This is a genomic window from Paraburkholderia nodosa (assembly GCF_001718195.1).
In the GTDB taxonomy this organism is placed as follows: Bacteria; Pseudomonadota; Gammaproteobacteria; order Burkholderiales; family Burkholderiaceae; genus Paraburkholderia; species Paraburkholderia nodosa_A.
In genome coordinates, this window is the sequence record NZ_MCNV01000010.1 from 80569 (window position 1) to 106607 (window position 26039).

A 26039-nucleotide genomic window follows, 5' to 3' on the forward strand; every position below is an offset into this window, starting at 1 on the left:
CCGCGCCAGGCCGTAGACGTTGGCAGAGAGCGGATGCCGGACGCATCGCGCCACACGTAAAGGACACCAGAGAATCATGGATAGCGGCTTCGCAATCGACGAACGAACCCGCCTGACGAGCACGAACCAGTTCGAGCTGCTGCTTTTCCGTCTCGGCGCGGCGCCGGGCAGCGACGTTGGCGAAGTCTTCGGCATCAACGTTTTCAAGGTACGGGAAATTCTGAGCATGCCGGCGATCACACCGATCGCGGCGTCGTCCCCCTACGTGCTGGGCGCGGCGAACATCCGCGGCCAGGTGATGCCCGTGATCGACCTGCCGCGGCTCATGGGCTGCGAGCCGGTCACGGGCCTGAACATCCTGCTCGTGACCGAATTCGCGCGTTCCACCCAGGGCTTCGCGCTCGAAAGCGTGGACGAGATCGTGCGGCTCGAATGGAGCCAGGTGCTGACCGCCGACGTCACGATGGGCAACCGCGTAACGAGCATCGCGCGGCTCGAGAACGACCCCGAGAGCAAGAAACTCGTGCAGGTGGTGGACGTGGAGCAGGTGCTGCGCGACGTCTTCCCGGCGCAGCACGGCGCGGTCGTGCCGGAGGAGGTGGGCGAGCCCGCGATGATTCCGCCGGGTGCGAAGGTGCTGGCCGCCGACGACTCGGGCTTCGCGCGCGAGCTGATCGGCCAGAGCCTCAAGGCGCTCGGCGTCGAATACACGATGGCGAAGACGGGACTCGAAGCGTGGAAGCAGCTCGACGAGATTGCCAGGAACGCGGAGCGCGACGGCGTGCGCGCGAAGGATCGCATTGCGCTCGTGCTGACCGACCTCGAAATGCCGGAGATGGACGGCTTCACGTTGACGCGCAAGATCAAGGCGGACCCGCGCACCGTGGATATTCCGGTGGTGATTCATTCGTCGCTCACGGGCACGGCGAATGAAGCGCACGTGAAGAATGCAGGCGCGAGCGGCTACGTGGCGAAATTCGCCGCCGGCGACCTCGCGGGGGCGATTCGCAGCGCGCTCGCCGGCAAGCCCATTTACGCCTGATTTCATCAGCGGATGTTCGCGCCGGTGCGCAATGTCTGCGCAAGATCGCCGATGGCGATTACGGCAATCTCGGTGACGCTTCAACGCTGGCCGAGCCGCGTGTCGTGAAGGAGTCGATCGATCATCGCGTTGCTCAGTCGTGCATTAGCGCATCAACACGCGAACAGGCGCCCCAGCTGCGGCTCGCTATCCTGCACCCCCGCGAGCCGCAGCGCGTGCCACGCCATCGCGTAGTTGCTCGACAGCACGGGCTTGCCGGTGTGCGCCTCGATCTGAGGCACGAGCGCGGCCACGCGCAGGCTGGTGCACGACACGAACACCGCATCGGCATCGTCGTGGCGCGCCAGCGTTTCTATCGCACTGCGAATTGAACTCGCATCGATGCGCGCCACCTCGTTGTCGTCCGCGTGCTCGAACGAAGCCATGCGTGTGACGGCCACGCCGCGCGCCTCGATGTAATCGCGCATGAAGTCGTTGATGGTACGCACGTAGGGTGTAAGAAGCGCCACGCGGCGCACCTTGAGCGCCTTTAGCGCGGCGAGCGCGGCCGTGATCGGCGTGGTGCAGGCAATATCGGGCCGCGCCTCGCGGATGCGTGCCGCAACCTTGTCTTCGCCTATCACCATCGAAGCCGACGTGCAGCCGAACGCCACCACGTCGAGGCGCTCGCCGGGCAGCATGAGGTTCACGGCGGGGGCGATGCGCGCCTCGATTTCCGCGAGGCGAGGCGGCGTGATGTCCGGCGAATTCTCGAGCCTGCTCTCGTAGAACGCCACGCCCGGCTGGCGCAACAGATCGCGCCATTCGTATTCGATCGTATGATCGGTGGCCAGCACGACGAGGCCGATCGCGGCGCGGCGGGCAATGCCGCCGTCGAGCGCGAAGCCGAGCTTCGTGTAGGCATCCTCGTGATCTTGCGGCGGTGCGGTAATGGTCATCTCAGCATCAATCCCGTCATGTCGAGTTCGGGCTCGCGCCCGGCCATGATGTCGGCGAGCAGTTTTGCGGTGCCGCACGACATGGTCCAGCCCATGTGTCCGTGACCCGTGTTCAGAAAGAAGTTGCTATGGCGCGTGCGGCCGATCAGCGGCGTGCCTTCGGGCGTCATCGGCCGCAGCCCGGCCCAGTACGCCGGCTGCGTGTAATCGGCGCCCTGGGGAAAGAGTTCGCGCGCCGCCTGCATCATGGAAGTGAAATCGGCGGGCGTGTGGCGCGTGTCGTAGCCCGCGAAATCCGCGGTGGCCGTGAAGCGCAGGCGCGCGCCAAAACGCGCCCATGCCACGAGGTGATTCTCGTCGACGCCACCCATCTCGGGCGGCCGATGCCCGGGCCCGCAGGGGAACGTGGCCGAATAGCCCTTCACCGGATAGACCGCGATGCGATAGCCGAGTGGCCGCGCGAGGATCGGCGACCAGGAGCCGAGCGCGAGCACGTAGTCGTCGCCCTGAATCATGCCCGCGCTCGTGCGCACGCCGGCAATGCGGTCGCCGGTGGCTTCGATGGCCTCGATCGGGGCGTCGAACACGAAGCGCACTCCCATACGTTCGCAAACTTCCTTGAGCCCGCGCGTGAAGCGGTGGGCGTCACCGCTTGCGTCGCTGGGGCAGTAGATCGCGCCCGCGATGCGCTCGCGGGCGTGGGCGAGCGCCGGTTCGCGTGCTGCAACGGCGGCGGCGTCGAGCGTTTCGAGCGGCAGTCCGTTTTCCACGAGGATCGACATGTGGGCGCGGCCGCGCTCGAACGAGGCGGCGTCGCGATAGAGATAGAGCAGGCCGCGGCTGATGAGGTCGTATTCGAGCTGCTCGCGCGCCGTGACCTCTTGCAGTTGATGCTGCGAATAGCGGCACAACTTGACCTTGCGCGAGGTGTTCTCGCGCGAGCGCGCCTCGGTGCAGTTGAGCAGGAATTGCGCGCACCAGGCCCACATATGCGGATCGGCCTTCAGGCGCAGGCGCAGCGCCTGGCCTTCGACGAACAGCGATTTGAGCAGGATTTTCGGCGCACGCGGCGAGGCCCACGTGTACGAGTGCCCCGGCGCGACGAGCCCCGCGTTGGCGAAACTGGTTTCGAGTGCAACGCCTGAGCGTCGCTCGATAACGGTAACGTCGCGGCCGTCGCGCGCAAGGTAATACGCGCTCGTGACGCCCGCGATGCCGCCGCCCAGTACGATGGTCTTCATTCGCACCCCTCCATGCGTGTATACAAATTACCTTCACGCTGCCGCGAGCGCACGTAATTTGTATACGCGCATACCCTAGGCAGTTAAACGGTGACGTGCATCTATCATGGATAAGTCGTTATGCGCCGGTCCCATGCAAGCCGCGCGCCATGAGCGCGCGAGACCTGCAGGGCATCGCACTGGACGAATTATTTCGTTTCGCTAACTGACCGCGCGGGCTCGCCTGCGTTGCGGCATCGCCCGGTCGGGTCCACGCTCAGGAGCCGCTCACATGAATCCTCAGAACAATGGCGCGCTGCACACAACCCTCGCGCTCACGCTCTTTTCGCTCGCGGCGCTGGCGCCTGGACTCGCCCAGGCGCAGACCATCAAGATCGGCGTGCCGGTGCCGCTTTCGGGCAGCAGCGCCGCAGCGGGCACGGATATCCTGAACGGCGCGAAGCTCGCGGCCGCGAAGATCAACGCGGCGGGTGGCGTGCTCGGCAAGCAGATCGAACTCGTGCCCGAAGACGACGCATGCGACGCACAAACGGCGGTACAGGCCGCGCAGAAGCTCGTGGACGCGGGCGTGGTTGCCGTGGCGGGCGGCTACTGCTCGAGCGCGGCACTGCCCGAATTGACCGCATTCCATCGCGCCGGCATTCCCTACGTGCTCGATGCCTCGACCAATCCGAAGCTCACGGAAATGGGCTACGACAATGTGTTCCGCACGATTGGCCGTGACGACGAGCAAGGGCCTTTCGCGGCCAGCTTCATCAAGAATTCGCTGCACGCGAAGCGCGCGGCAGTGATCGACGACAACACGACCTACGCCAAGGGTCTCGCGCAGAACACCGTGGAATCGCTCAAGAAGATGGGCGTGGACGTGGTCTATGCCGACTCGATCACGCCGGGCCAGATGGATTATTCGCCGACGCTCACCAAGGTTTCCTCGCTCAAGCCGGACGTGATCTATTACACGGGCTATTTCTCCGAAGCGGGTCTGCTCGTGAAGGAAGCGCGCCAGGTGGGCCTGAAGATGACCTTCATGGGCGGCGACGGCACCAATGACCCCACGCTCATGAAGACGGCAGGGCCAGCCGCCGACGGCATGATCATCACGACTGCGCCGCTCGCACAGTTCCTTCCTGGTGCGCACGACTACCTCGATCGGTACAACAAGAGCTATGGTCAGGGGCCGGGACCGTACTCGGTGTACGAGTACGACGCCGTGGGCGTGACCGCCAAGGCCATCGCCGAAGGCAAGTCGGCAAAGCCCGCAGACATCAGCGCCGCGCTGCACAAGATCACGGACTACCAGGGCGCCACGGGAACGATCGGCTTCAATCCGAAGGGCGACCGCAGCCGTGCCGTGTACATCACGGTCGTCGTGCATAACGATCAGTTCGAGCCTTACCAACGCCAGGATGCCAGCGGCAAGTGGGTGGCTATGAAGTAAGCGTACCGGGCCGCTCATGAGCACCTTCTTCCAGTTCGTCATCGAGGGGCTGACGATCGGCTCGTTCTACGCGCTCGTCGCCCTCGGCTACACGATGGTCTACGGCATTATCCGGCTCATCAACTTCGCACACGGGGATCTCTTCATGGTGGGCGCGTTCGTGGGCTGGACCGCGCTCGCCGCGCTCGCGGCCGCTCGCCTGCCGCTCGCGCTCGCGCTGTTCGTGGCCTTCGCGGTGGCCATGCTCGCGACCGGCGTGCTCGGCGTGGCGATCGCGCGCGTGGCCTATCAGCCGTTGCTGCGCGCGCCGCGCCTGTCCATTCTCATTACGGCGCTAGCCGTTTCTCTGCTGCTGGAGAACGGCGTCCTGATTGCCTACGGCGCGGGCTTTCGTACGTACCCGCACCTGCTCACGCATACCGGCTTCGACGTTGCGCAAGTGCACATCACGTTCGCGCAGATCGGCATTATCGCGGCCAGCTTCGCGCTGATGATCGCGCTGTATCTGTTCGTACACCATACGTTCGTCGGTACGGCCATGCGCGCGCTCGCCATCGACCAGGATGCGGCGCGGCTCATGGGCATCGACGTCGAGCGGCTCATCCAGCTCACGTTTTTCATCGGCTCGGCGCTCGCCGCGGTCGCCGGCGTGATGGAAGGGCTCTTCTACACGCAGATCAACTTCTTCATGGGCTTCGTGCTCGGGCTGCGCGCGTTCACGGCGGCCGTGCTCGGCGGCATCGGCAATATTCCGGGGGCGATGGTGGGCGGCTTCCTGATCGGCTTGCTGGAGGCGTTCGGCGCGGGGTATGTGTCCTCCCAGTGGACCGATGTGTTCGTGTTCGGTGTGCTGATCGCCGTGCTCGTGGTGAAGCCCACCGGGCTGTTCGGTGAACGCGTGGTCGAGAGGATGTGAGACATGCGCGCGCGGGCCACGGACACTTCATGGGTCGTTTCCGGCGTGCTGCTCGCGTTGGCGATCGCGCTGCCCAAGTTCGCGAGCGGGTATGTCGTCGATGTCGGGCTCACCATCATCACCTACGCGATTCTGGGCCTCGGATTGAACATCGTCGTGGGCTATGCCGGGTTGCTCGACCTCGGTTACGCTGCATTTTTCGCCATCGGCGCCTATACGACGGCGCTGCTGGAAACGCTGCTGCACTTCTCGTTCTGGGCGACGCTGCCGTTCAGCCTGGTGTTCGCGGGCGCTTCCGGCGTCGTGATCGGCTACCCCACGCTGCGCCTGCGTAGCGACTATCTCGCCATCGTCACGCTCGGCTTCGGCGAGATCACGCGCATCGTCGCCACCAATCTCGACATTACCGGCGGCCCGAACGGCATCTACGGCATCGAGCCGCCGAGCCTGTTCGGCTTCGAATTCAGTTCGCCGCGCTCGGTGTATGTGCTAGGCATGGCGTTCTTCATCGTCGTGCTGGTGTTCGCCGTGCGGCTCGGACGCTCGCGCCTCGGGCGCGCTTGGACCAGCATCCGCGAGGACGAAGCCGCCGCCGAAGCGGTGGGTGTCGCGACCCTGCGCGTGAAGATGCTCGCCTACGTGATCGGCGCACTGATCGGCGGCCTCGCGGGCAGTCTGTTCGCCGCGCGCTTCGGCACGATCGACCCCACGGCGTTCACCTATCTGCAGTCGGTGACGATTCTCATCGTCGTCGTGATGGGGGGGCGCGGCAGCATTCCCGGCGTGATACTCGGCGCGCTGATCGTCGCGGGGCTGCCGGAAATGCTGCGCTTTTTGAACCTGTGGCGCATTTTCGGCTTTGCCGTGGCGCTCGTCGTGCTCATGTTGTTGCGTCCGCAAGGATTGTGGCCGGCGCGCGTGAGGCGCGCCGCGCCGCGGCCCGAAGAGGAAACGGTGGCGCACGAAGCGGAAGCCGCGGAAGCGGCGGGCAAGGAAACCGAGGCGGCCGTTTCCCTCGCCGATAGCGGCGGCCTCGAAGCCGCCGCCGCGCGCGAAACCCTGCTCGAGGTGCATGACCTCGAGCGCCGCTTTGGCGGCGTGCGCGCGATTGGCGGCATTACCTTCCAGGTGCGCAGCGGCGAAATTCTCGCGTTGATCGGCCCGAACGGCGCGGGCAAGACCACGGTGTTCAACTGCCTGACGGGCGTAATCCGGCCGAGCGGCGGCCGCCTCGTCTGGCGCGGCGAGCCGCTTGGCGGCGGCGCGCCCCATCGCAACGTGCATCGCGGCATTGCGCGTACGTTTCAGGGCATTCGCCTGTTTAACCATATGAGCGCATTCGAGAACGTGCTGATCGGCATGGATCATCGCCTGCACACGGCCCTTGTAGCGGAACTGGTGGGCACGCGCGCCGCGCGCGCCGAGGCGGCCGAGCACGGCGCACTCGGGCAGCGCTGGCTCGATCTGGTGGGGCTCGGCGCGCGGGCGAGCGAATATGCCTCGGACCTTCCCTATGGCGATCAGCGCAGGCTGGAAATCGCCCGCGCGCTGGCGAGCCAGCCACGCTTGTTGCTGCTCGACGAGCCCGCCGCCGGCATGAACCCAACCGAAAAGCACGCGTTGATGGCGCAGATCCGCCGCATCCGCGACCTGGGCGTGACCGTGCTGCTGATCGAACACGACATGGCGCTCGTGATGGGCGTGTCCGACCGCATCATCGTGATGGACCATGGCGAGATCATTGCTCAGGGCACGCCCGCGCAAATCCAGAACGACCCGGTGGTGATCGACGCCTACCTGGGCACGGCGGAGGAAGACGACGGACCCGACGCCACGGACGGGGAGAAGTCGCTATGGGGGTAGAGACGTCCGACAAACTCCTCGACGTTCGCGACCTGCGCGTGAACTACGGCAATATCGAAGCGCTGCACGGCGTTTCGCTCGATGTCGAGCCGGGCGAGATCGTCGCGCTGCTCGGGGCCAACGGCGCGGGCAAGACCACGACGCTGCGCACCATCTCCGGACTGCTGCGTCCGCGCGGCGGCAGCATCGGGTTCGAGGGGCAGGCGCTCGTCGGGCTGCCGTCGCATCGCATCGTCGCGCTCGGGATCGGGCACGTGCCGGAAGGGCGCCGTATCTTCGGCGGGTTGACGGTCGAGGAGAACCTGCGCCTGGGCGGCTACCTGTTGCGGCGCGATGCCGGCGCGCTCGATCAGGGCATTGCTCAGGCATACGAAACATTCAGCCGGCTGCGCGAGCGCAAGGACCAGCTTGCCGGCACGCTGAGCGGCGGCGAGCAGCAAATGCTCGCGATTGCGCGCGCGCTCATGCTCAAGCCCAAACTCGTGCTGCTCGACGAGCCTTCCATGGGGCTCGCGCCCAAGCTCGTGCGCGCTATCTTCGAAGTGATCGCGCGCATCAGCCACGCGGGCACGGCGGTGCTGCTCGTGGAGCAGAATGCGCGGCAGGCGCTGCGCATCGCGAACCGCGCCTATGTGCTGGAAGGCGGCCGCGTGGCGCTCGCGGGTTCGGCCCATGAACTGGCCGACGACAACCGCGTGCGCGCCACCTATCTCGGCGGCAGCGCGGCGGCGCAGGAGGGCGGGGCCGTCTAAGGGCACCAGATCGGTTCTCTGGAAAATTCATTATTCATATAGAGAATCATTATCGTTCGCATTAGCAATTAATCATCATCCGATGCAAAATACGAGACAGCGCGGGCCGACGCATCGGGCATAAATTGCGCAAAACGGACATTTTTCTGGAAAATGAGCGAAGGAAGATTCGACCGTGGATCAAATATGGCGGCGACCGCTTGAAATCCCGCACCGCAAGCTCGAACGGCCACTCGTGGCGGCAAGCTACCAGTACGACGCTGCCCATAAGGGATCGTGGCTTTCGCACGATCAGGGGCGGTTCGTCTTTACGGAGAGCGGGGTGCTGCGTGTGACGACGCCCAGCGGCATGTGGACGCTCGGGCCGCAGCGCGGGCTGTGGATCGCGCCGCGCGTGCGCCACGAATTGATCGCGACGACCGCGGTGAGCCTGCATAGTGTGTCGTTCGAGCCGCAGGCGTCGCCGTGGCCGGAATCCGCATGCCATGCGATGCGGGTTTCACCGCTGTTGCGCGAACTGGTGGCCGCGCTGGTCGAAGACCGCGAGCGCGGCCCGGAGTGCCGCTACGCGCTCATTACGCCGCTGTTGCTCAGCGAAATGCGCAATGCGCGCGAGGCCTCGGGCGGCGGGTTGCCGCTGCCGCTCGACCGGCGCTTGCGGCAGATTTGCGATTTCCTGCTGGCGGCGCCTGCCAACGGCGACTCGCTCGCGACCTGGGGCGAGCGCGTGGGGGCAAGTGAGCGCACGCTCGCGAGGCGCTTCAAGGACGAGACCGGGTTGACGTTCGGCCACTGGCGCCAGCAGCTGCGCATCGTCGAGGCCGTGTCGAGGCTCGCCCAGGGCGTGCGCGTGGCGGAGATCGCGGCCGAGCTCGGCTATGCGAATTCGAGCGCGTTCATCTCCATGTTCCGCAAGACGATGGGCGAGCCGCCCCAGCGGTATTTGAAAAGCGAGCCGCGTTGAAGGCGTTTGCCGTTCTCGTGGCGCGCGTCACATCTGCTTGAACAGGTGTGCGTACTGGCGGCTTACATCGAGAGCGCCCGCGTGGCCGCGCAGCCTCAACGTCATCTTCCCGATCGCGCTGACCGAGGCGCATTCCACCTGATCCACGTTGACCACCGTGCCGCGGTGAACCTGCCAGAAGCGCGCCGGGTCCAGTTGCGCGGATAACTCTCGCAGGCTCGTGCGGATCAGCAATTCGCCGCTGTGCGTCGTGACCACGACATATTTGTCGGCTGCTTCGAAGTACAAAACATCTTCCACCGGCACCATGCGGATGTCGTTGCCGCTCGAGGCGCGCAGATATCGCAGCGGGGCCCCGCGCGGGGCGCTTTCCGCATTGCCCGCTCGTGCACCGGCGCGCGCTTCGCGAACATCCTGGGTGATCGTTTCGAGCTGGCGCAGCACGCGTTGCAGATCGGCCTGCATCTGCGGCGCCTCGGCGTCGTTTGCCGCCGATCGCGCGAGCCGGACGCGCAGGCGCTCCACCGTCCGCGCGAGCCGCGCAGTCTCCACGGGCTTGAGCAGATAGTCGATGGCCGCGGCCTCGAAGGCCTCGAGGGCATAGGCGTCGTAGGCGGTCACGAACACGATTTGCGGCGGCGCGGCGAGATTCGCGCACGCGCGCGCGACATCGAGGCCGGTCGCGCCCGGCATGGCGATGTCGAGGAACGCGACGTCGGGCGTCAGCGCGCCGATGCGTTCAATGGCTTCCTGGCCGTTGCCGGCCGTTGCCACGATGCGCAGTTCCGGCCACGCGGCGGCCAGTTCGCGCTCAAGCGCCGCGGCGATCAGCGGCTCGTCCTCGGCGATCAGTGCGGTCGGGGTGTCGGGCGAGCGGTGCGAGGCGTCGCCGTGTTGCGCCGTATCTGCGGGCGCGTGGCGTTTCATGATCGGGACTCCTGCACGCTTGCACCAACAGTATCGCGCAGCGGCAGCGGCAGCCGCACCCGCGCAACGAGGCCATGCGGCACGTTCTCGATCAGCGTGAGCGCCGCCTGCTCGCCATAGAGCGCCGCGAGCCGCTCGCGCACGTTCACTAGCCCGACGCCCGCGCCCTGGGTGCCCGGCGTCGCGCCAAAACCCGGGCCCGTATCGGTCACGCTCAGCTCGACATGGTCACCGTCGCGCCGTGCGGCAACGTCGATTCTGCCGCCCTCGAGCGCACCCTGGATGCCATGCTTGAGCGCGTTCTCCACGAGCGGCTGCAACAGCATGGGCGGCACCGGGAGGTCGGCGCAATCGTGCGGCAGGGCGAGCGCGTAGGCAAGGCGCGGGCCGATACGCATGGCATGCACGGCGAGCATCGAGTCGAGCACCTTGAACTGCACCGCGAGCGTTTCGCTTTGCGCGCGCGAGGCCTCGAGCGTCGCGCGCAGGAAGCGGTTGAGGCTTGCGAGCAGTTCGCGCGCACGCGGCGGGTCGGACGCGATCAGGCTGTCGAGCGTCGCCAGCGTGTTGAAGAGAAAGTGCGGCTCGATCTGCGCCTGCAGCGCCTGCAGGCGCGCGCTGAGCGCCGTGCGCTCTGCGGCTTCCTTTTGCCATGCCGTGCGCGCGACCTGTTCGCTCAGCTCGGCAATGCGCGTGCGCGACCAGCCATACCAGGTGACCAGCAGCGTGGCGGTCAGCGCGATCCAGCCGGTGAGCGCGAGATCCTTCGTCGCGAACGCGTTGTGCAAGCCGATTCCGAGCACCACGCTCGCGATGCCGCGCCCGAGCGACGCGCCGAGCACGATGGCGAGCACCATCGCCAACGCGAGGCGCGGCCCCGTGAGCGCATTCTGGCGTTGCAGAAAGAAGCGGGCGACGTCGAGCAGCAGCATGATCGAAAGCCCGATCGCCTGGCTGAAGACGAGGTTGTCGATGAAGCGCTCGTGAACGCCCGCAGCGGTGAGCGCGACCGCAATCAGCGCATTGCCTATGACGACGATCACGCCCTCGCGCGCGAACCCGGCGAGCAGGACATTGGCCGTCGGCGCGGGGAGGCGGGCGGCGGCGTTCGGAAACTCGACGTGCATGCCAGGAATCATGCGAACCAGCTCGTGACGATGAGGTTGAGCAACCGGTGCGGCGTCGCAACGGCGGCAAGACCGGCCGCGATGAGGCTGAAGAACGAACCGCGCATGGCGAGGCGATGGCCGCGGACGTTGCCGTGGCGGATCGCCCAGATGGCGCGCCCGACGCTTACGAACGTCAGCAGCGACAGGCCGTGCACCCAGGACAGATGCCCCGGATGCAGCTCGCGGATATCGAACGAGCTGAGCGCGGCGGTAAACATCGTCAGTGCCCAGAGGCGGCCGAGCCACTTGTGCCGCGCGCTGCCCTTTTCGGCCAGCATGACGGCGGTTCCGAGTATGACAGAAAGTGTTGCGGCGACGACGTGCGCAGCAATGATGGCAGACATGCTGGCTCTCCATGGCGGGTCGAGCGGGGGCGATGTCTGCAGTGTGGTGAGTGGGGGCGGGGCGGGCGAGGGGGATGCGACGAAGTGTGGGGAAACGGGCGCGAACGGGGCCTGGGTGGCGCGAACGGTCGGCGGCCGGACCGCGCGGCGCCACTCAATCCGGCGGCGCGTTGTCGATTTCCCGCAGAATCTCTTCGAACGGCGCGGGCTTGACGAGATGCCGGTCGAAGCCTGCCTCGCTCGCTGCCTGGCGGTCGCGCTCCTGGCCGTAGCCCGTCAGCGCGATCAATTGCACGTGCGCAGTGGCCGGCCCGGCGCGCAGCGCCTTCGCAAGCGCGTGACCGTCCATGCCGGGCAAGCCGATGTCGAGAATCGCGACGTTGGGCAGGAAGCTCTGCGCGAGCGCGAGTGCGCTCGGTCCGTCGTGCGCCACGCGCACCTCGTGGCCTTCGAGTTCCAGCAGCATGAGCAGCGAAGTAGCGGAATCGACGTTGTCGTCGGCGATCAGCACGCGGCGGCGCGGCGGCGCGATTTGTTCCCCGGCGCCCGGCGCTTCGTCGCGCGGCGCTTCGCACTGCGACGCCCGCGCGAGCGGCAGACGCACGACGAATTCCGAGCCGTGTCCAAGCCCGTCCGAATGGGCGCTCACCGAGCCGCCATGCAGTTCCGCGAGTTCGCGCACGAGTGCGAGGCCGATGCCGAGGCCGCCGTCGGCGCGCTTCACGGCTTCGCGCGACTGCATGAAGAGCTCGAACACGTAGGGCAGCTCGTCGGGCGCGATGCCGATGCCGTTGTCGCGCACGCGAATCAGGATCTCGTAGACGTCCTGTTCGAGCCGCAACGCGATCTGGCCGCCTTCGGCCGTGTACTTCGCGGCGTTGGAAAGCAGGTTGCTCATGATCTGCGCCACGCGTATCGCGTCGCCGGTCACGTGGCACGGCTCGCAGTCGATCTCGACCGTGAGCGTTTGCGATTTCGCGTCGAGGAAGGGCCGGCTCGTTTCCACGGCGGTCTGGACGATCTCGCGCAGGTCGAGCGTGCTCATCTGCAGCGCGATCTTGCCGTGCGAGATGCGCGAGACGTCGAGCAGGTCGTCGACGAGGCGGCCGAGATGCTCGACCTGGCGGCTCGCGATCTGCCGCGCGTCGGCGCGCATGACATCGTTCGCGCCATGGCGCGGGTCGAGTAGCGCGATGGCGTTGCGAATCGGCGCGAGCGGATTGCGCAGTTCGTGCGCAAGTGTCGCGAGGAAGCGGTCCTTGCGGCGGTCGGCGTCGCGCAGCGCTTTTTCGGCCGCGTAGAGGCGCAGGAGCGCGCGCACGTTCGCCACCAGCTCGGCGGGCTCGACGGGCTCGGTGAGGTAGCTGTCGGCGCCGCCGTCGAGCGCGAGAATCTTGTCGCGCGTCTGCACCGCGGCGGCGGAGGTCTGCAGCACGAGCGTGGAGTTCGTTTCCGGGTCTGCCTTGATAAGGCGGCACACTTCGATGCCGCTGAGGTCGGGCAGCTTCACGTCGAGCAGCACGATCGCAGGCGCCTGTTCGCGCACGGCTTCGAGCGCGGCCTGGCCCGTCGCGGCTTCGATCACGGCGTAGCCGGCGTGGCGCAGCACGCGCGACTTCACGTAGCGCGCGCCTTCGTTGTCGTCGACGTTGAGGATCAGCGTGGTCTGCGCGTTCATGGCGCCGCGTCCCCGGAGGTCTCGGGTTCGTCCTCGACGGACGTCGCGAGGCACACCGGCACGTTCAGGCGGAACGTCGAGCCCACGCCGGGCTCGCTTTCCACGCCCACTTCGCCGCCCAGCAGCGCCGCAAGCTTGCGGCACAGCGGCAGGCCAAGACCCGTTCCCTTCACGCGCTGCTGGAGGCGGTTCTGCACCTGGCCGAACTCCTCGAAAATGATCTGGTGGTGTTCGGGAGCAATTCCGATGCCCGTGTCCGCAACGAAGAAGGTGATGCGCGCTTCGTCGCCGTCGCCGGGCATGCACTGGGCGCCCACGCGAATCTGCCCGCGCTCGGTGTACTTGAGCGCGTTCGAGACGAAATTGCGCAGGATCTGCGTGAGTTTGGGTTCGTCGGTGTAAAGCTGCGGCAGGCCTGCCGTGGAACCGAAGTCGAGCGTGACCTCCGGCGTATCGAGCAGCGGCATGAGCATGGTGCGCAGCGCGGCGAAGAGGTCGGCGGCATCGAACCACGTGGGCACGACTTCGGTCTTGCCGGCTTCGATCTTCGCGAGATCGAGCAGGTCGTTCACGGTCTCGCCCAGGCTTTCCGCCGACGAAAGAATCAGCTTGACCTGGCGTTCCTGCTCCACGCTCAGGTCGCCATCGAGCCGGTTGAGCAGCAGGTTGGCGAGCGCGCGGATCGAACTGAGCGGTGTGCGCAATTCGTGGCTCATGTTAGAGAGAAAGCGCGTCTTCATCATGTCGGCGCGGCGCAGCTCCTCGGCGCGCTCGTCGAGTTCGGCGTAGAGCGCCACCACGCCGCGGTTGGTCGCTTCCAGCTCCTGCGTGAGGCGCGAGAGTTCTTCCTGGCGTTCGCGCAGTTCGTCGAGCGCCGTCACGAGTTCGCGGTTCTGCTGCTGCAGTTCTTCGAGCGAGTCGCCATGCGCGCCTTCCTGCGGACTGCGTGCGGCGAGTTCGTGCACGATGCGCTCGAGTTCCGGGCCACTCGCCTCGCCGCGCTCGTGCGGCAAGTCGCGCGTCATGGTGACGGTCGTGCCGCCAGTCGACGAGCAAATCTCGAAGCGGTCCATGAGGCGGCGGCTGCCCGTGATGCCGAGGCCCATGCCGCCCGGCGAGCGATAAGTGCCGTCGAGCACGGCTTCGAGTTCGCGCACGCCGGGGCCCTGGTCGCTGACCTGCACGGCGAGCGCTTCGCGCGGCCGCTCGCCTTCCAGCGCGAAGGCGACTTCGCCGCCGCCCGCATATTCGAACGCGTTGCGGGCGATTTCGGAGACGGCGCTCGCAATGCGCGTCTGGTCGAGCGGCGAGAAGCCGAGTCCGGCGGCCAGCTCGCGCGCGCGGCGACGCGCGGCGACGACGTCCTGGGCGGTTTGCAGCCGGATGCGCAGCAGGGGCTTATTCATGATTCAACTGTACTCCGGGGCGGGCGCGCACGACGACGACGGTGGCGTCGTCGCGCCGGCGCGCGAAGTCTCGGTAGAGAACGGCCGCGATCACGGCGGCGGGCTGGTTGGCGAGGCCGGGCCAGGCGGCGAGGTCCCAGCGGGTGCCGATGCCGTCCGAATGCAGGACGAGGAGCGCGTTCTCGCTCCACGTCAGCTCGAACTCCTGGGTGCCGCGCATCGTGTGGCCCACGATGCCGTTGCGCGAGACGAGCTGATAACACTCGCGCGCGGGTGGTGTGCCTGCGCCGGCGGAGCGCTGCGCGTGGCCGGTCGAAGCGCGGTTATCGATGGGGCGGCCCGCGCCATACGCGACCGCCGAGATGTTGCCCGTGCCGCAAAACGCGAGCGCGCCGCGCGCCAGATCGATGCGCACGAGCGCGAGCGCCGCGCCGCGCGTGGGGCGCAGGGCCGCGTGCGAGAGTTCCATGAGTGCGGCGGGCGCGAGGCCGGCGCGGCGGCGCAACACGTCGAGCGCGGCCACGGCGGCCACGTGGGCTTCGGCACCGTGGCCGAGCCCATCGGCGAGTGCGAGCGTGAGGCCGCTCTGGTCGGCCTGCGCCTGCCAGCCGTCGCCGCAGACTTCCTCGCCGGGGTAAGGCACGCAGACCCCGCCGATCTCGGGTCGGGTGAATGCCGCGAGCGCTGCGTTGACGCCGCTTTTCTGCACGAGCACGCGCAACACCGTGCCCGCGCCCGGCTGCGAGTAAATGGCGAACTGGTTCGAGAGCCGCCGGATCGCGCCGAGCCCGGTGCCGGGCGTCCCGGTCGTGGAGTGGCCGTCGGCGAGGGCGATGCCCACGTCGGCCATGCCGGGGCCGCTGTCGAGCGCGATCAGCTCCACCGCGCCCTCCAGCGCGCGCACGAGCAGTTCGCCGTGGCCGGCATGCTTGAGGATATTGGTGGCCGCTTCCGTGAGCACGATCGCGAGGCGGCCGGCGTCGGTCTCGCTGAGCGCCGCAAAGCGCGCGGCTTCGCTGGCGCCGCGGCGTGCAAAGGCGACGCCGCTGGCGTCGCCGATCTCGAAGGAGCGGTGGGTGCCGCCGGCAGAACCGGCCGCGCCGTCTAGCGTACTTTCCATTTCGTGATGGTGACCGTTGTACCGCTGCCCGGTGTCGATTCGATCGTGAACTCGTCGCACAGTCGCCGCGAGCCGCCGAGGCCGAGTCCCAGGCCATTGCCGCTCGTGAAGCCGTCCTGCAGCGCGCGCCCGATATCAGCAATACCCGGACCCTGATCGACGAACGAGAGCCGCAGTCCCACGCGCACGCCTTTTTCCAGCACGTCGAGCCGCGCATCGCCGCCGCCGCCGTGCTGCAGCGTGTTGCGTGCGAGCTCGCTCGCCGCCGTCACGAACTTGGTCTGTTCGATGAGCGAGAAACCCTGCGCGATCGCGGCGTCGCGCACGATCTGTCGCAGCCGGACGATTTCCTCGTCCGATCTCAGGCTCACCTGGGCCGCAAGCCTTCCGGTCGTGTCGTTGCTATTCATGGTTGAACGCAAGAGACGTGCTAGCTAACGGAGTCATCGGACTCAACGGAGCTGCCGCTGCTTGAGCAGCGCCATGCCTTTTTCGACGTTCAGCGCGGTGCGCACGCCCGACAGCGTGAGACCGAGCTCGACCAGCGTGATCGCCACGGACGGCTGCATGCCGACCACCACGGTCTGCGCGTCGAGCACCATCGCCATGGCGGCCGTGTTGCTGATCATGCGGCCGATGAACGAGTCGACCACGTCGAGCGTCGAGATGTCGATCAGCACGCCCTTGGCCGACTCTTTCACGATGCGCTCGGTAAGGTCGTCCTGCAGTGCGATCGCAAGGCGGTCGTGCATGTCCACCTGGATCGTGACGATCAGGCAGTCGCCGAGGCGCAGAATCGGAATGCGTTCCATCGTGTGCGGTTCCCCGTGCTTCAGTGGCGCTGAGTGGCGTTCAGGTCGTGGCCTTCGGCGAGATGATGGTCGCGCCGATGCGCTGCAACGCGATGACGAAGGCGTCGGCGAGCGTGGACTTGGTCGTGACGTTGGTGAGATCGACGCCCAGATGCACGATGGTCTGCGCGATCTGCGGGCGGATGCCGCTGATGATGCAGTCCGCGCCCATGAGGCGCGCGGCGGCCACGGTCTTGAGCAGATGCTGCGCGACGAGCGTGTCGACGGTGGGCACGCCCGTGATGTCGATGATCGCGAGGCCCGCACCCGTGTCGACGATCTTCTGCAGCAGGCTCTCCATGACGACCTGGGTGCGCGCGGAATCGAGTGTGCCGATGAGCGGCAGCGCGAGGATGCCTTCCCAAAGCTGCACGACGGGCGTGGAAAGCTCGAGCAGTTCTTCCTGCTGGCGCGCGATGATCGCTTCGCGGCTCTTCTGGAAAATGTCGGTGGTGTAGATGCCGAAGCCATCGAGCAGCAGGTTGATCTGCCAGCTCACATGGGCGAGCTCGGCGGCGTTGTTCGCATACGCCTCGCGCAGCCGCGCATAGAGCGGCTCCTTGAACGAGAACACGAAGGTGGCCGTCTCGACAGGCGTGTAGCCCTGACGTGCGCGATGCGCCGACATGTCCGCGAGGAATGCGCGCACCGGCTCCCAGTCCGGGCTGCCCGAATCGAAGGTTCCGGTGTTAGGCAGCGTGTCGAGAAAGACATTCAGGAACGCCGAAAACTGCTCGCGAATTTCCCCCTCCATCGCAAGGCCGCGGCGCAGCGCGATCGGCAGATGCAGGCGCAGCCATTCCGCGAGCAGCGTGTCGCGATGCTGGCCGAGGATGTCCGCAATGCGAACCTGTTCCGGTGTGTTCATGCGATCTCCTGAGCGATGGGGCCACGCCTCCTTTCGGGACGAACCGCTGAACCTTGCACCCTCGTATCGATTCGATCCCAATTGCATGGCAATTGAACCGATTACGCGGTCAGTCAAGGCGAGCGAACGGGCGGGCGTGGGGCTGCATGCGTTTTTCGTGCCCGCTGGTCCGCGCAACGACTGCTGGGCCTGCAGCGCACGGAGCGTCCGCTTTGCCATGACGCGCTTGTAGTTTTTACAGGGCGGTCGTTATGTGCAGATGAGTGAGCCTTGTTTTCGGGTGGCGCGCTATGTCATGGAATGGTATGTAACTTGCTTTGCCGTAGCGCCTTTCGGGCTGGAGGCGTTCCTCGGAAGCCGGTGCGCGGGCTCGCACGCCCCGCGCGTGAAGGCATGAACGCACGAGCCGCACAGGGATCCGACCGGACCCCGCCCGACCCGCTAGACTGAGCGCTGGCGTGCGCTTGCGCGAAGCGTGCGGTTTGTCGATTTCGCGCCCGCTCGCCTCTCCCGCCATTGCCCAGAGATATCGATGACCAGGTTATTCCGCATGACCGCGCTGCTTGCGTGGTGTCTGTCGTTCCTGCCCGCTACGGCGGCATTCGCTCAATCGGCCCAGGTGGACCAGTCGGACCCGCAGGCGCTCATCAAGACCGCCACGCAGCAGATCCTCGACGAGGTCCGCACGAAGGCCATCGCGCCCGACGATATCGCGCGCATCCAGGATATCGTCAACCGCGACATTCTTCCGTACGTCGATTTTCGCCGCACCACGCGCCTCGCCATGGGGCCGCACTGGCGCACCACGACGCCCGAGCAGCAAGCGCAGATCGAGCAGCAGTTCCAGCTGCTGCTGATCCATCTCTACTCGGGCGCCATCGCGCAACTCAAGCCTGACCAGAAGATCGAGTACCCGCCCATGCGCAGTTCGCCAGGAGACACCGACGTCGTCGTGCGCACGCTCGCGCAGACCAGCAGCAATCCGGTTGAAATCGATTACCGCCTGTACAAGACGCCGCAGGGCTGGCGCCTTTATGACCTGAACGTGCTCGGTGCGTGGCTGATCCAGACCTATCGCCAGCAGTTCAACGAGAAGATCCAGCAGGGCGGCGTGGACGGGCTCATCCAGTTCCTGACCGCGCGCAACCAGGAGCTCGTCACGGGCAAGACGCAGACGCAGTGACGTGCGGTTTTTGCGTCCGCCTCTCGCGACCTGCGAAAATCTGGACGGCTACGCCTCACGTATGGAGGCGCTGTACCATTTCCAGGTGCGCCTCGTGCGTATAGATGGGCCGTGCGCTTGCCCGAGCCCGCGCGGCCCCGATGTTTCTTTTTTTGCCGATCCGATCCGACATGAATTTCCCGCTGCCGCCGCAGGGCCGACGCAACCGGGTGTTTCCGCCAAGCCCGCCGACGCTGCACAGCCTCGCCTCCGTCATTACCGGCGTGGTCGTGGTGTGCGGCCTGTACTTTGGGCGTGCGGTGCTGATTCCCATTACGCTCTCGGTGCTGCTGAGCTTTCTGCTGGCGCCGCTCGTGACCACGCTGCGGCGCTTTCATCTGCCACAGTTCCTCGCCATCCTCGTTGCGGTGCTTTCCACCGTGCTCGCGCTTGCCGGTGTGGGCGCGCTGATCGCCGCGCAGGTCTACCAGCTTTCCGCCTCCCTGCCGCAGTACCAGGAAGAGATCGAGCAGAAAGTGCAAACGGTGCAGGAAAAAACCGTAGGCCGCGCCGATTCGCTGATGTCGCGAGCCGCCACCGCGCTGCAGCGTGTGACGCCCACGCCGCCGCCCGCGCCGCCGCAGCCGCGCGGGCGCGCGGCGCGCAATCAGCCGCAGCAGCCCATGCCCGTGGAGATCCATAATCCCGCCCCCACGCCGCTTACGCTCGCGCAAAAGGCGCTCGCCCCAGCTATCGCGCCGCTCGAGACGACCTTCATTGTGCTGGTGGTGACGATCTTCATCCTGTTCCAGCGCGAGGATCTGCGCGACCGGCTCATCAGCGTGTTCGGCTCAGACGACCTGCACCGCACCACAACCGCCATCAACGACGCCTCGCAGCGGCTCTCGCGCTACTTCGTCGCGCAAGTCGGCGTGAACGTCACGGTGGGCGGCGTGATCGCGCTGGGGCTGGCGGGCATCGGCGTGCCGGGCGCGCTGTTGTTCGGCGCGGTGGCGGCGCTCATGCGCTTCGTGCCGTACATCGGCATCTGGATCGCCGCGATCATGGCGACCATCGTCGCCGCGGCCACGCAGCCGCAGTGGACCATGGGCGTCACGACGCTGATCTTCTTCATCGTCGTGGACGTGGTGGCGGGGCAGTTCGCCGAGCCGATGGTCTATGGCAAGCGCTCGGGCCTTTCGCCGCTGGCCGTGGTAGTGGCGGCGATCTTCTGGAGCTGGCTGTGGGGGCCCGTGGGGCTGGTGCTTTCCACGCCGCTCACGCTGTGCATCGTCACGCTGGGCCGCTACGTGGACCGGCTGAACTTCCTCACGATCCTGCTCGGCGACCAGCCCGCGCTCACGCCTGCGCAAACCTGCTACCAGCGCCTGCTCGCCGACGATCCTCATGAAGCGCTGCTGCAGGCGGACCGGCTGCTCACGAGCATGCCGCTCATCGACTACTACGAGCAGGTGGTGTTCGAGGGCCTGCGCTTCGCGCGCAACGACGCCTTGCGCGGCGTGCTGCCCGGCGAGCAGGTCGCACGCATCAACCAGGCGCTGCTAGATATCGTCGAGGATCTCGAATCCGTGGACGATTCTCGCCATACCGCAGCCGAGGAGGAGAGCGCCAGGAAGTCCGTCGAAGGCGCGGACGAAGGCGCGAAGGTAATCGAGTTCACGCTCTCGCCGGACGCGGGCGAGGTGCTCTGCGTACCCGGACGCGGCGCGTTCGACGACGTGGCGGTGGCGATCGTCGGCCAGTTGCTCATGCGGCGCAACATTCCCTGCACGGCTACCACCTACGACGAAGTGCGCGCCACGCGCGGGGCCATGATCGACGAGCGCTCGCCGGCCATCTGCCTGGTGTCGCTCGATGCGCCCGAGTCGGCGCCGTACCTGCGCAATCTTGTGCGGCGCCTGCGCGAGCGTGCGCCCGACGCGACCATCGTGGTGGGCATCGGCGCGGCGCTGCGCGACGACGGCGCAGGCATTGCCGACGATCCCGGCACGCTCTTCCCGACCTCGCTGCGCAACCTCGTGGAGGAATGCGGCGCGGCGCTCGTGCCGGCACACACGCCGCAAAGCGAAAAGGGGGCGGCAGCACCGGATATGCAGGATCAATATAGTGCGGGAGCAAAATTGTGACAGTCATGCCCGTGTCACATTAAGGCTCGAATATATGCGGCCCTGTGCCCCTGGTTGCGGCATGAAAGTTACTGGGAGACGACATTGCTGAGCCCTAAGGAATTCGCCACGCTGATGCTGGTCCGCCATTCGCCGGACCAGATCGACATGAATCGCCAGGAACTGGACACGCTGCTCGAGCGTCAGCTGGTTGCGCTCGAGCATTGGACGGAAGGCCACCGCCGGCTGTCGCTCACGATTGCCGGCCGCTCGCTGCTCGAAGCCGTGGGGCGGCTGGAATACGTGACGGGTTTGCCCGAGGGGTATGGCAACGAGCGCCTCGCCGCCGGCCTTTGATGCTTGTCTGATTCTCCCGCAGTGAGCCTGCGCGCGGCCCGGCCTCGAATGGAGCCGGGCCGTATCTTTATGCAAAACACATTTCCCCGCTTGCATTTACTGAGGCATGCCAGGTAATTGTGTGCTTTTGCCCACGCCCGAAGGCGTGATCGTCTTGTGTCCCCCAAAGGGCGCTGCTACGCTGAGTCGGTTCTCCGGCGGTATGGAGCGAAGGCCGGCGCACGCTGTCTTACGGAAGGATTGCGGCAGGCGTTTTCCTGTACGGGTATTTCCCCATCGCCCGGCTTGGTGGCGCTCGTCAAACTGACTCCATCCTCCAGAGTCTTTCCCAACTCACCTACCCCCTAAAGCAAAAGGAGGATCTATGGCAAAGCGTATTGCCTACGTGACCGGCGGCATGGGCGGCATCGGAACGGCCATCTGCCAGCGTCTGCACAAGGATGGCTACACGGTGGTCGCGGGCTGCGGCCCGAACTCGCAGCGCAAGGCGCGCTGGCTCGACGAGCAGAAGGCGCTGGGCTACGAATTCGTCGCGTCCGAAGGCAACGTGGCCGACTGGGACTCCACGGCTGCCGCGTTCGAGAAGGTGAAGAAGGACGTCGGCGAGATCGACATCCTCGTCAACAACGCCGGCATCACGCGCGACGTCGTGTTCCGCAAGATGACGCACGAAGACTGGATCGCGGTGATCGACACCAATCTCACGAGCCTCTTCAACGTGACCAAGCAGGTGATCGACGGCATGATCGAGCGGGGCTTTGGGCGGGTGATCAATATATCGTCGGTCAACGGGCAGAAAGGCCAGTTCGGTCAGACGAATTACTCTACGGCCAAGGCCGGCATTCACGGCTTCACCATGGCGCTCGCGCAGGAAGTGGCGACCAAGGGCGTGACGGTCAACACCGTTTCTCCCGGCTATATCGGCACGGACATGGTGAAGGCGGTGAAGCCCGAAGTGCTCTCGAAGATCGTCGACAGCATTCCGGTGCGGCGCCTCGGCGAGCCGCAGGAAATTGCCTCGATCGTGGCGTGGCTCGCGTCCGACGAAGCAGGTTTCTCGACCGGCGCGGACTTCTCGCTCAACGGCGGCCTGCACATGAGCTGAGCATTGCCGCGGCTTCTTGCGCGGTGCTTGTGAGCACAACGAAGTGATCTGGCGGGAGCGGCGAAATGCCGGCTCCCGCCTCGTATTTGGGGCGCCGGTTTTGTGCTGGGTCTGGAAGCGGCGGCCGGAAACCGCAGCGCAGGGCACGTGAGGCAGGCGCGCTCGCGCATTCGCGCCACGCGTTCCACTTGCGACGCACCAGGCGAGAGTTCTTCCTAGACTATCGTCATGGCCTCGACCCGCGACCGCAATCCGTCATCACCGCCGCTTTCCCGCTACGGAAAAAAGCGGGATTTCAGTGTCACGCCTGAACCGGCGCCGCCGGCTGCCAGTTCGCCCGTTGAAAATGGACATCTGGGCTTCGTCGTGCAGAAGCACTGGGCGAGCCGGCTGCACTACGACTTCAGGCTCGAACTCGACGGGGTATTGCTCTCATGGGCCGTACCCAAAGGTCCGTGTTACGACCCGAAGGAAAAACGGATGGCCATTCACGTGGAGGACCATCCTGCCGACTACGCGGGTTTTGAAGGCACCATTCCGGCAAAGCAATACGGCGCTGGCGACGTGATCGTCTGGGACCGTGGCACCTGGGAACCCGTCGGTGATCCGCGTGAGGGGATGACTGCGGGCAAGCTGGTCTTCCGTCTCCACGGCGAAAAACTTGCCGGACTCTGGGAGCTGGTCCGCATATCGAAGCCCGGCGACAGGCAAGACCAGTGGATGCTGTTCAAGAAGCGCGATGCCTGGGCGCAGCCGCTTGCCGAATACGATGTCATCAAGGCGCTTCCCGATAGCGTGACGGCGAAGCCGCTCGGGCTCATCGAGGAACGTGCGCCGCGGGCAGCGAGGCCGGCGCGCAGCGAATCGTCGGAGATCGACCTTTGCGCGGCGGTGTCTGCTCCGTTGCCTGCCAGGCTCGAGCCCCAACTCGCGACCCTGGCGCCATCACTTCCCACAAGCGGTGATTGGGTAACGGAAGCCAAGCTCGACGGCTATCGCATGCTGTCCCGCGTCGCCAAAGGCCGTGTGCGACTCATCACACGAGGCGGTCATGACTGGACAGCGAGGTTTCCCGCGCTTGCAGCAGAGGTCGAGGCGCTTGCGCTCAACAGCGCGTGGCTGGATGGCGAAATCACCGTCCTCAAAAACGGCCTTCCCAGTTTCGCTGCGTTGCAAGATGCGATAGACGGCAACGCGAATCAAGACATCGTCTACTTCCTGTTCGACCTGGTGTACCTCGACGGGAAAGACCTCAGGAAGGTGCCGCTGTGGTCGAGGCGCATGCTGCTCGCGCAGCTTCTTCACGATGCCGGTGAGCACATCCGGTTCAGCGAGGACTTCGAGGCGCCCCCGACCCAACTGTTCGAGGCCGCCTCGGGCCTGGGCCTGGAAGGCCTCATGCTCAAGCGCCGCGACGCGCCTTATGAGTCGGGGCGGACCCAGACGTGGCTCAAGGCAAAATCCCGGCTCCGGCAGGAACTGGTCATCTGCGGGTTCACGGCCCGAGGCGGTAAAGACGGGGAGATTGGCAGCCTGTTGCTTGGCTATTACGCAGACGGCAGGCTTCGCGACGCTGGAAGCGTCGGCACCGGCTGGGACGCCAGGATCGCGCGGGACCTGTGGGCGCGGCTGACGCCGCTCGAAGTCGATGCGGCACCCTTTGAAGTCGACGTCGCGAGGTCGCGCCGGTGGGCCCGGCGCTCGGCCGGCAGTGAGCGGTGGGTTCGCCCTGAACTCGTCGCAGAGGTCGAATTCGCGGACTGGACCGCCGATGGCGTCATCCGGCAGGCCTCGTTCAGAGGTCTGCGCATCGACAAGCCGCCAGGCGGCGTCGTCCGGGAGGGGGGGAAGACGCAGGCGCCGGAGCCGCAACTGAAGCTGAAAATCACGCATCCGGAACGCGTCGTCGACCCATCGACGGGTGTCACGAAGGCGGACCTCGTGCGCTACTACGCGAGTATCGCGGAGCGGATGCTGCCTCACCTGAAGGCCCGGCCCATTGCGATGGTTCGCGCGCCGGCAGGCATCGCCGAAGACCTGTTCTTTCAGAAGCATGCCGAGAGAACAGGCATGCCCGGATTGACGGCTCACGACCGCAGTCTCTGGCCGAATCATCCGCCCCTCTTGAGCGTCGACACGGTCGATGCGCTGCTGTCGGCGGCACAGATGAACGCCGTCGAGTTTCACACCTGGAATTCGACCGTTCGACGACTCGACAAGCCCGACAGGGTCATCTTCGACCTGGACCCAGGCGAGGGCGTGAAATGGGGACGCGTTCAGGAAGCGGCGCTGCTGGTTCAAACGTTGTTGTCGGAACTGGGGCTGCACGCCTGGCTGAAGACGAGCGGCGGAAAGGGCTTGCACGTCGTCGTGCCGCTTGCGCCGCGGCTGGACTACGATGCGGTCAAGTCGTTCTCGCAGGCATTCGTGCGGCATCTGGCGAAGACGATTCCCGAGCGCTTTTCGGCGACCGCCGGGGCTTCGAACCGGGTCGGAAAGGTCTATGTCGACTACTTGCGCAACGGCAAGGCACAGACCACCGCTGCGGCATTTTCCGCGCGTGCGCGACCCGGGATGGGCGTCTCGATGCCGGTCGCCTGGGAGCAGTTGAATGACCTCAAGAGCGGGGCGCAGTGGACCGTACAAACGGCCCGCGAGTATCTGAGCTTCCAGCAGCAGGACCCGTGGGCCGATTACTGGTCGGGGTCGCAATCGTTGGCACCGGCGATAAAGCGCCTAAAATGAAACGACCGCCACTCGGCGGCGGCACGCGCTTTGCGTGAGCGACGTGCCGAACCTGCAAATCCGCGAGGAGAAGTCCATGCCCGCCCGCTCAATTGCTTCCCTGACGCTGTCCTTCGGGCTCGTTTCGATTCCGGTGAAGCTCTATACCGCTACCGAGAGTTCGTCCGACATCCGGTTTCACATGCTGGCGCCCGACGGCTCGCGCGTGAAGCAGCAATACGTCTCCGAGAAGACGGGCGATGTCGTCGAGCGCTCGAGCATGAACAAGGGCTACGAATTCGAAAAGGACCGCTTCGTGGTCTTCACCACCGACGAGCTAAAGGCGCTGGAAGACGCTGCGAGCCATGTCGTCGAAATCATGGCCTTCATCCCGGAAGAGGCGATCAACCCGGTCTTCTACGACAAGGCCTACTACATTGCACCCGACAAGCGCGGCGGCAAGCCGTATAGCCTCTTGCAGCAGGCGCTCGTGCAGAGCGGTCGCTGCGCGTTGGCGAAATGGGCGTCGAAAGGACGGACGCGGATCGTGCAGGTGCGCCCCGAAGAAGATGGACTCGTCTTTCAGCAACTGCTGTACGCCGACGAGGTTCGCTCGCTGGCTGATCTCCATGTCGAACATGTCGACGTATCCGATACCGAGATGAAACTCGCGCTGCAGATTATCGAGCAGGGCTCCGAGGACAATTACGACCCGACTGCGTACGAAGACGAAGAGAAGAAGCGCATCCTCGCAGCCATCGACGAAAAGATCGCAGGCAAGCAGGTCGTCGTTCACGAGGCTCGCGAAGAGCTTGCGGGTGGCGGACAGGTTATCGACCTGATGGATGCATTGCGGGCGAGTTTGAAGGGTGGCGCGAAAGCGAAGGCCGCTCCGGCGCCCAAGCGTAGCAAGAGCGCGGAGCCCGTTACCGAACTGCCTGTCGCGCCCAGGACGCGCAAGCCGCCGGCGCGTGCCACCAAGGCGCCCGCTGAAGCGCCTGCCAGGGTGCGGGCACGCAAGTGACGCCACAAGTCGCCGCGCGCGAAA

Annotated in this window: 23 protein-coding genes; 12 read left to right on the forward strand and 11 right to left on the reverse strand. The window is 66.1% G+C overall.

Annotation, left to right across the window (positions count from 1 at the left end; all coding sequences use genetic code 11):
- Positions 1-76: 76 nt before the first annotated feature.
- Positions 77-1042 carry a chemotaxis protein gene (locus BFD71_RS18800; RefSeq protein ID WP_069265805.1) on the forward strand — a complete coding sequence of 322 codons (966 nt, stop codon included), beginning with the start codon at positions 77-79 and terminating at the stop codon, positions 1040-1042.
- A gap of 152 nt (positions 1043-1194) precedes the next feature.
- On the opposite strand, the gene BFD71_RS18805 is transcribed toward BFD71_RS18800, so the two are convergent.
- The gene (locus BFD71_RS18805; protein WP_069265806.1) at positions 1195-1980 is read right to left on the reverse strand and encodes a maleate cis-trans isomerase family protein; all 786 of its coding nucleotides are present in this window, start codon (positions 1978-1980) and stop codon (positions 1195-1197) included.
- Positions 1977-3221, reverse strand: a complete 1245-nt coding sequence (locus BFD71_RS18810) for a D-amino acid dehydrogenase (RefSeq protein WP_069265807.1) — start codon at positions 3219-3221, stop codon at positions 1977-1979. Before BFD71_RS18810 ends, BFD71_RS18805 begins: the two co-directional genes overlap by 4 nt.
- 271 nt (positions 3222-3492) lie before the next feature.
- On the opposite strand from BFD71_RS18810, the gene BFD71_RS18815 reads away from it, so the two are divergent.
- The 5 genes from BFD71_RS18815 to BFD71_RS18835 all read left to right on the forward strand — a co-directional run bounded on the left by BFD71_RS18815 (position 3493) and on the right by BFD71_RS18835 (position 9154).
- Positions 3493-4659, forward strand: coding sequence for a branched-chain amino acid ABC transporter substrate-binding protein (locus BFD71_RS18815; RefSeq protein ID WP_069265808.1), 1167 nt, complete (start codon positions 3493-3495; stop codon positions 4657-4659).
- A gap of 16 nt (positions 4660-4675) precedes the next feature.
- Complete coding sequence (locus BFD71_RS18820) at positions 4676-5575, forward strand: branched-chain amino acid ABC transporter permease (RefSeq protein WP_069265809.1); 900 nt, start codon at positions 4676-4678, stop codon at positions 5573-5575.
- Positions 5576-5578: 3 nt separating this feature from the next.
- On the forward strand, positions 5579-7438 hold the full coding sequence (locus BFD71_RS18825; RefSeq protein ID WP_069265810.1) for a branched-chain amino acid ABC transporter ATP-binding protein/permease: 1860 nt from the start codon (positions 5579-5581) through the stop codon (positions 7436-7438).
- Positions 7429-8190 (forward strand): ABC transporter ATP-binding protein, encoded by a 762-nt coding sequence (locus BFD71_RS18830; protein ID WP_069265811.1) that lies wholly within the window; start codon positions 7429-7431, stop codon positions 8188-8190. Before BFD71_RS18825 ends, BFD71_RS18830 begins: the two co-directional genes overlap by 10 nt.
- Before the next feature lie 175 nt (positions 8191-8365).
- The gene (locus BFD71_RS18835; RefSeq protein WP_069265812.1) at positions 8366-9154 is read left to right on the forward strand and encodes an AraC family transcriptional regulator; all 789 of its coding nucleotides are present in this window, start codon (positions 8366-8368) and stop codon (positions 9152-9154) included.
- 27 nt (positions 9155-9181) lie between these two features.
- On the opposite strand, the gene BFD71_RS18840 is transcribed toward BFD71_RS18835, so the two are convergent.
- From BFD71_RS18840 to BFD71_RS18880, 9 genes are all read right to left on the reverse strand, one after another.
- Complete coding sequence (locus tag BFD71_RS18840; RefSeq protein WP_083245332.1) at positions 9182-10081, reverse strand: LytR/AlgR family response regulator transcription factor; 900 nt, start codon at positions 10079-10081, stop codon at positions 9182-9184.
- Positions 10078-11220: a sensor histidine kinase gene (locus BFD71_RS18845; protein WP_069265813.1), complete on the reverse strand. Its 1143-nt coding sequence runs from the start codon at positions 11218-11220 to the stop codon at positions 10078-10080. The genes BFD71_RS18840 and BFD71_RS18845 overlap by 4 nt, the downstream gene beginning before the upstream one ends.
- Positions 11217-11594, reverse strand: coding sequence for a DUF2306 domain-containing protein (locus tag BFD71_RS18850; protein ID WP_069265814.1), 378 nt, complete (start codon positions 11592-11594; stop codon positions 11217-11219). Before BFD71_RS18850 ends, BFD71_RS18845 begins: the two co-directional genes overlap by 4 nt.
- Positions 11595-11748: 154 nt before the next feature.
- Positions 11749-13272, reverse strand: coding sequence for an ATP-binding response regulator (locus BFD71_RS18855; RefSeq protein WP_069265815.1), 1524 nt, complete (start codon positions 13270-13272; stop codon positions 11749-11751).
- Positions 13269-14678, reverse strand: coding sequence for a sensor histidine kinase (locus BFD71_RS18860; RefSeq protein ID WP_069265816.1), 1410 nt, complete (start codon positions 14676-14678; stop codon positions 13269-13271). Before BFD71_RS18860 ends, BFD71_RS18855 begins: the two co-directional genes overlap by 4 nt.
- Positions 14671-15798: an ATP-binding protein gene (locus BFD71_RS18865; RefSeq protein WP_069265817.1), complete on the reverse strand. Its 1128-nt coding sequence runs from the start codon at positions 15796-15798 to the stop codon at positions 14671-14673. The genes BFD71_RS18860 and BFD71_RS18865 overlap by 8 nt, the downstream gene beginning before the upstream one ends.
- On the reverse strand, positions 15783-16208 hold the full coding sequence (locus BFD71_RS18870) for an ATP-binding protein (RefSeq protein WP_069265818.1): 426 nt from the start codon (positions 16206-16208) through the stop codon (positions 15783-15785). Before BFD71_RS18870 ends, BFD71_RS18865 begins: the two co-directional genes overlap by 16 nt.
- Positions 16209-16250: 42 nt before the next feature.
- Entirely contained in the window at positions 16251-16610 is a 360-nt protein-coding gene (locus BFD71_RS18875; protein WP_069265819.1) for an STAS domain-containing protein, read from the reverse strand.
- 40 nt (positions 16611-16650) lie between these two features.
- A complete protein-coding gene (locus tag BFD71_RS18880; protein ID WP_069265820.1) occupies positions 16651-17517 on the reverse strand; it encodes an STAS domain-containing protein in 867 nt (288 codons plus the stop codon).
- A 550-nt stretch (positions 17518-18067) separates the two neighbouring features.
- Here BFD71_RS18880 and BFD71_RS18885 point away from each other — a divergent pair.
- From BFD71_RS18885 to ku, 6 genes are all read left to right on the forward strand, one after another.
- Complete coding sequence (locus tag BFD71_RS18885; RefSeq protein ID WP_370684290.1) at positions 18068-18700, forward strand: MlaC/ttg2D family ABC transporter substrate-binding protein; 633 nt, start codon at positions 18068-18070, stop codon at positions 18698-18700.
- Between the two features lie 170 nt (positions 18701-18870).
- Positions 18871-20826 carry an AI-2E family transporter gene (locus BFD71_RS18890; protein WP_083245349.1) on the forward strand — a complete coding sequence of 652 codons (1956 nt, stop codon included), beginning with the start codon at positions 18871-18873 and terminating at the stop codon, positions 20824-20826.
- 84 nt (positions 20827-20910) lie between these two features.
- Positions 20911-21162 (forward strand): hypothetical protein, encoded by a 252-nt coding sequence (locus BFD71_RS18895; RefSeq protein WP_256094801.1) that lies wholly within the window; start codon positions 20911-20913, stop codon positions 21160-21162.
- Positions 21163-21526: 364 nt separating this feature from the next.
- Positions 21527-22267, forward strand: a complete 741-nt coding sequence (locus BFD71_RS18900) for a 3-ketoacyl-ACP reductase (protein WP_069265823.1) — start codon at positions 21527-21529, stop codon at positions 22265-22267.
- A gap of 228 nt (positions 22268-22495) precedes the next feature.
- Positions 22496-25012, forward strand: a complete 2517-nt coding sequence (ligD, locus tag BFD71_RS18905; protein ID WP_069265824.1) for a DNA ligase D — start codon at positions 22496-22498, stop codon at positions 25010-25012.
- A gap of 76 nt (positions 25013-25088) precedes the next feature.
- Positions 25089-26015, forward strand: coding sequence for a non-homologous end joining protein Ku (gene ku / locus BFD71_RS18910; RefSeq protein WP_069265983.1), 927 nt, complete (start codon positions 25089-25091; stop codon positions 26013-26015).
- Positions 26016-26039 lie beyond the last annotated feature (24 nt).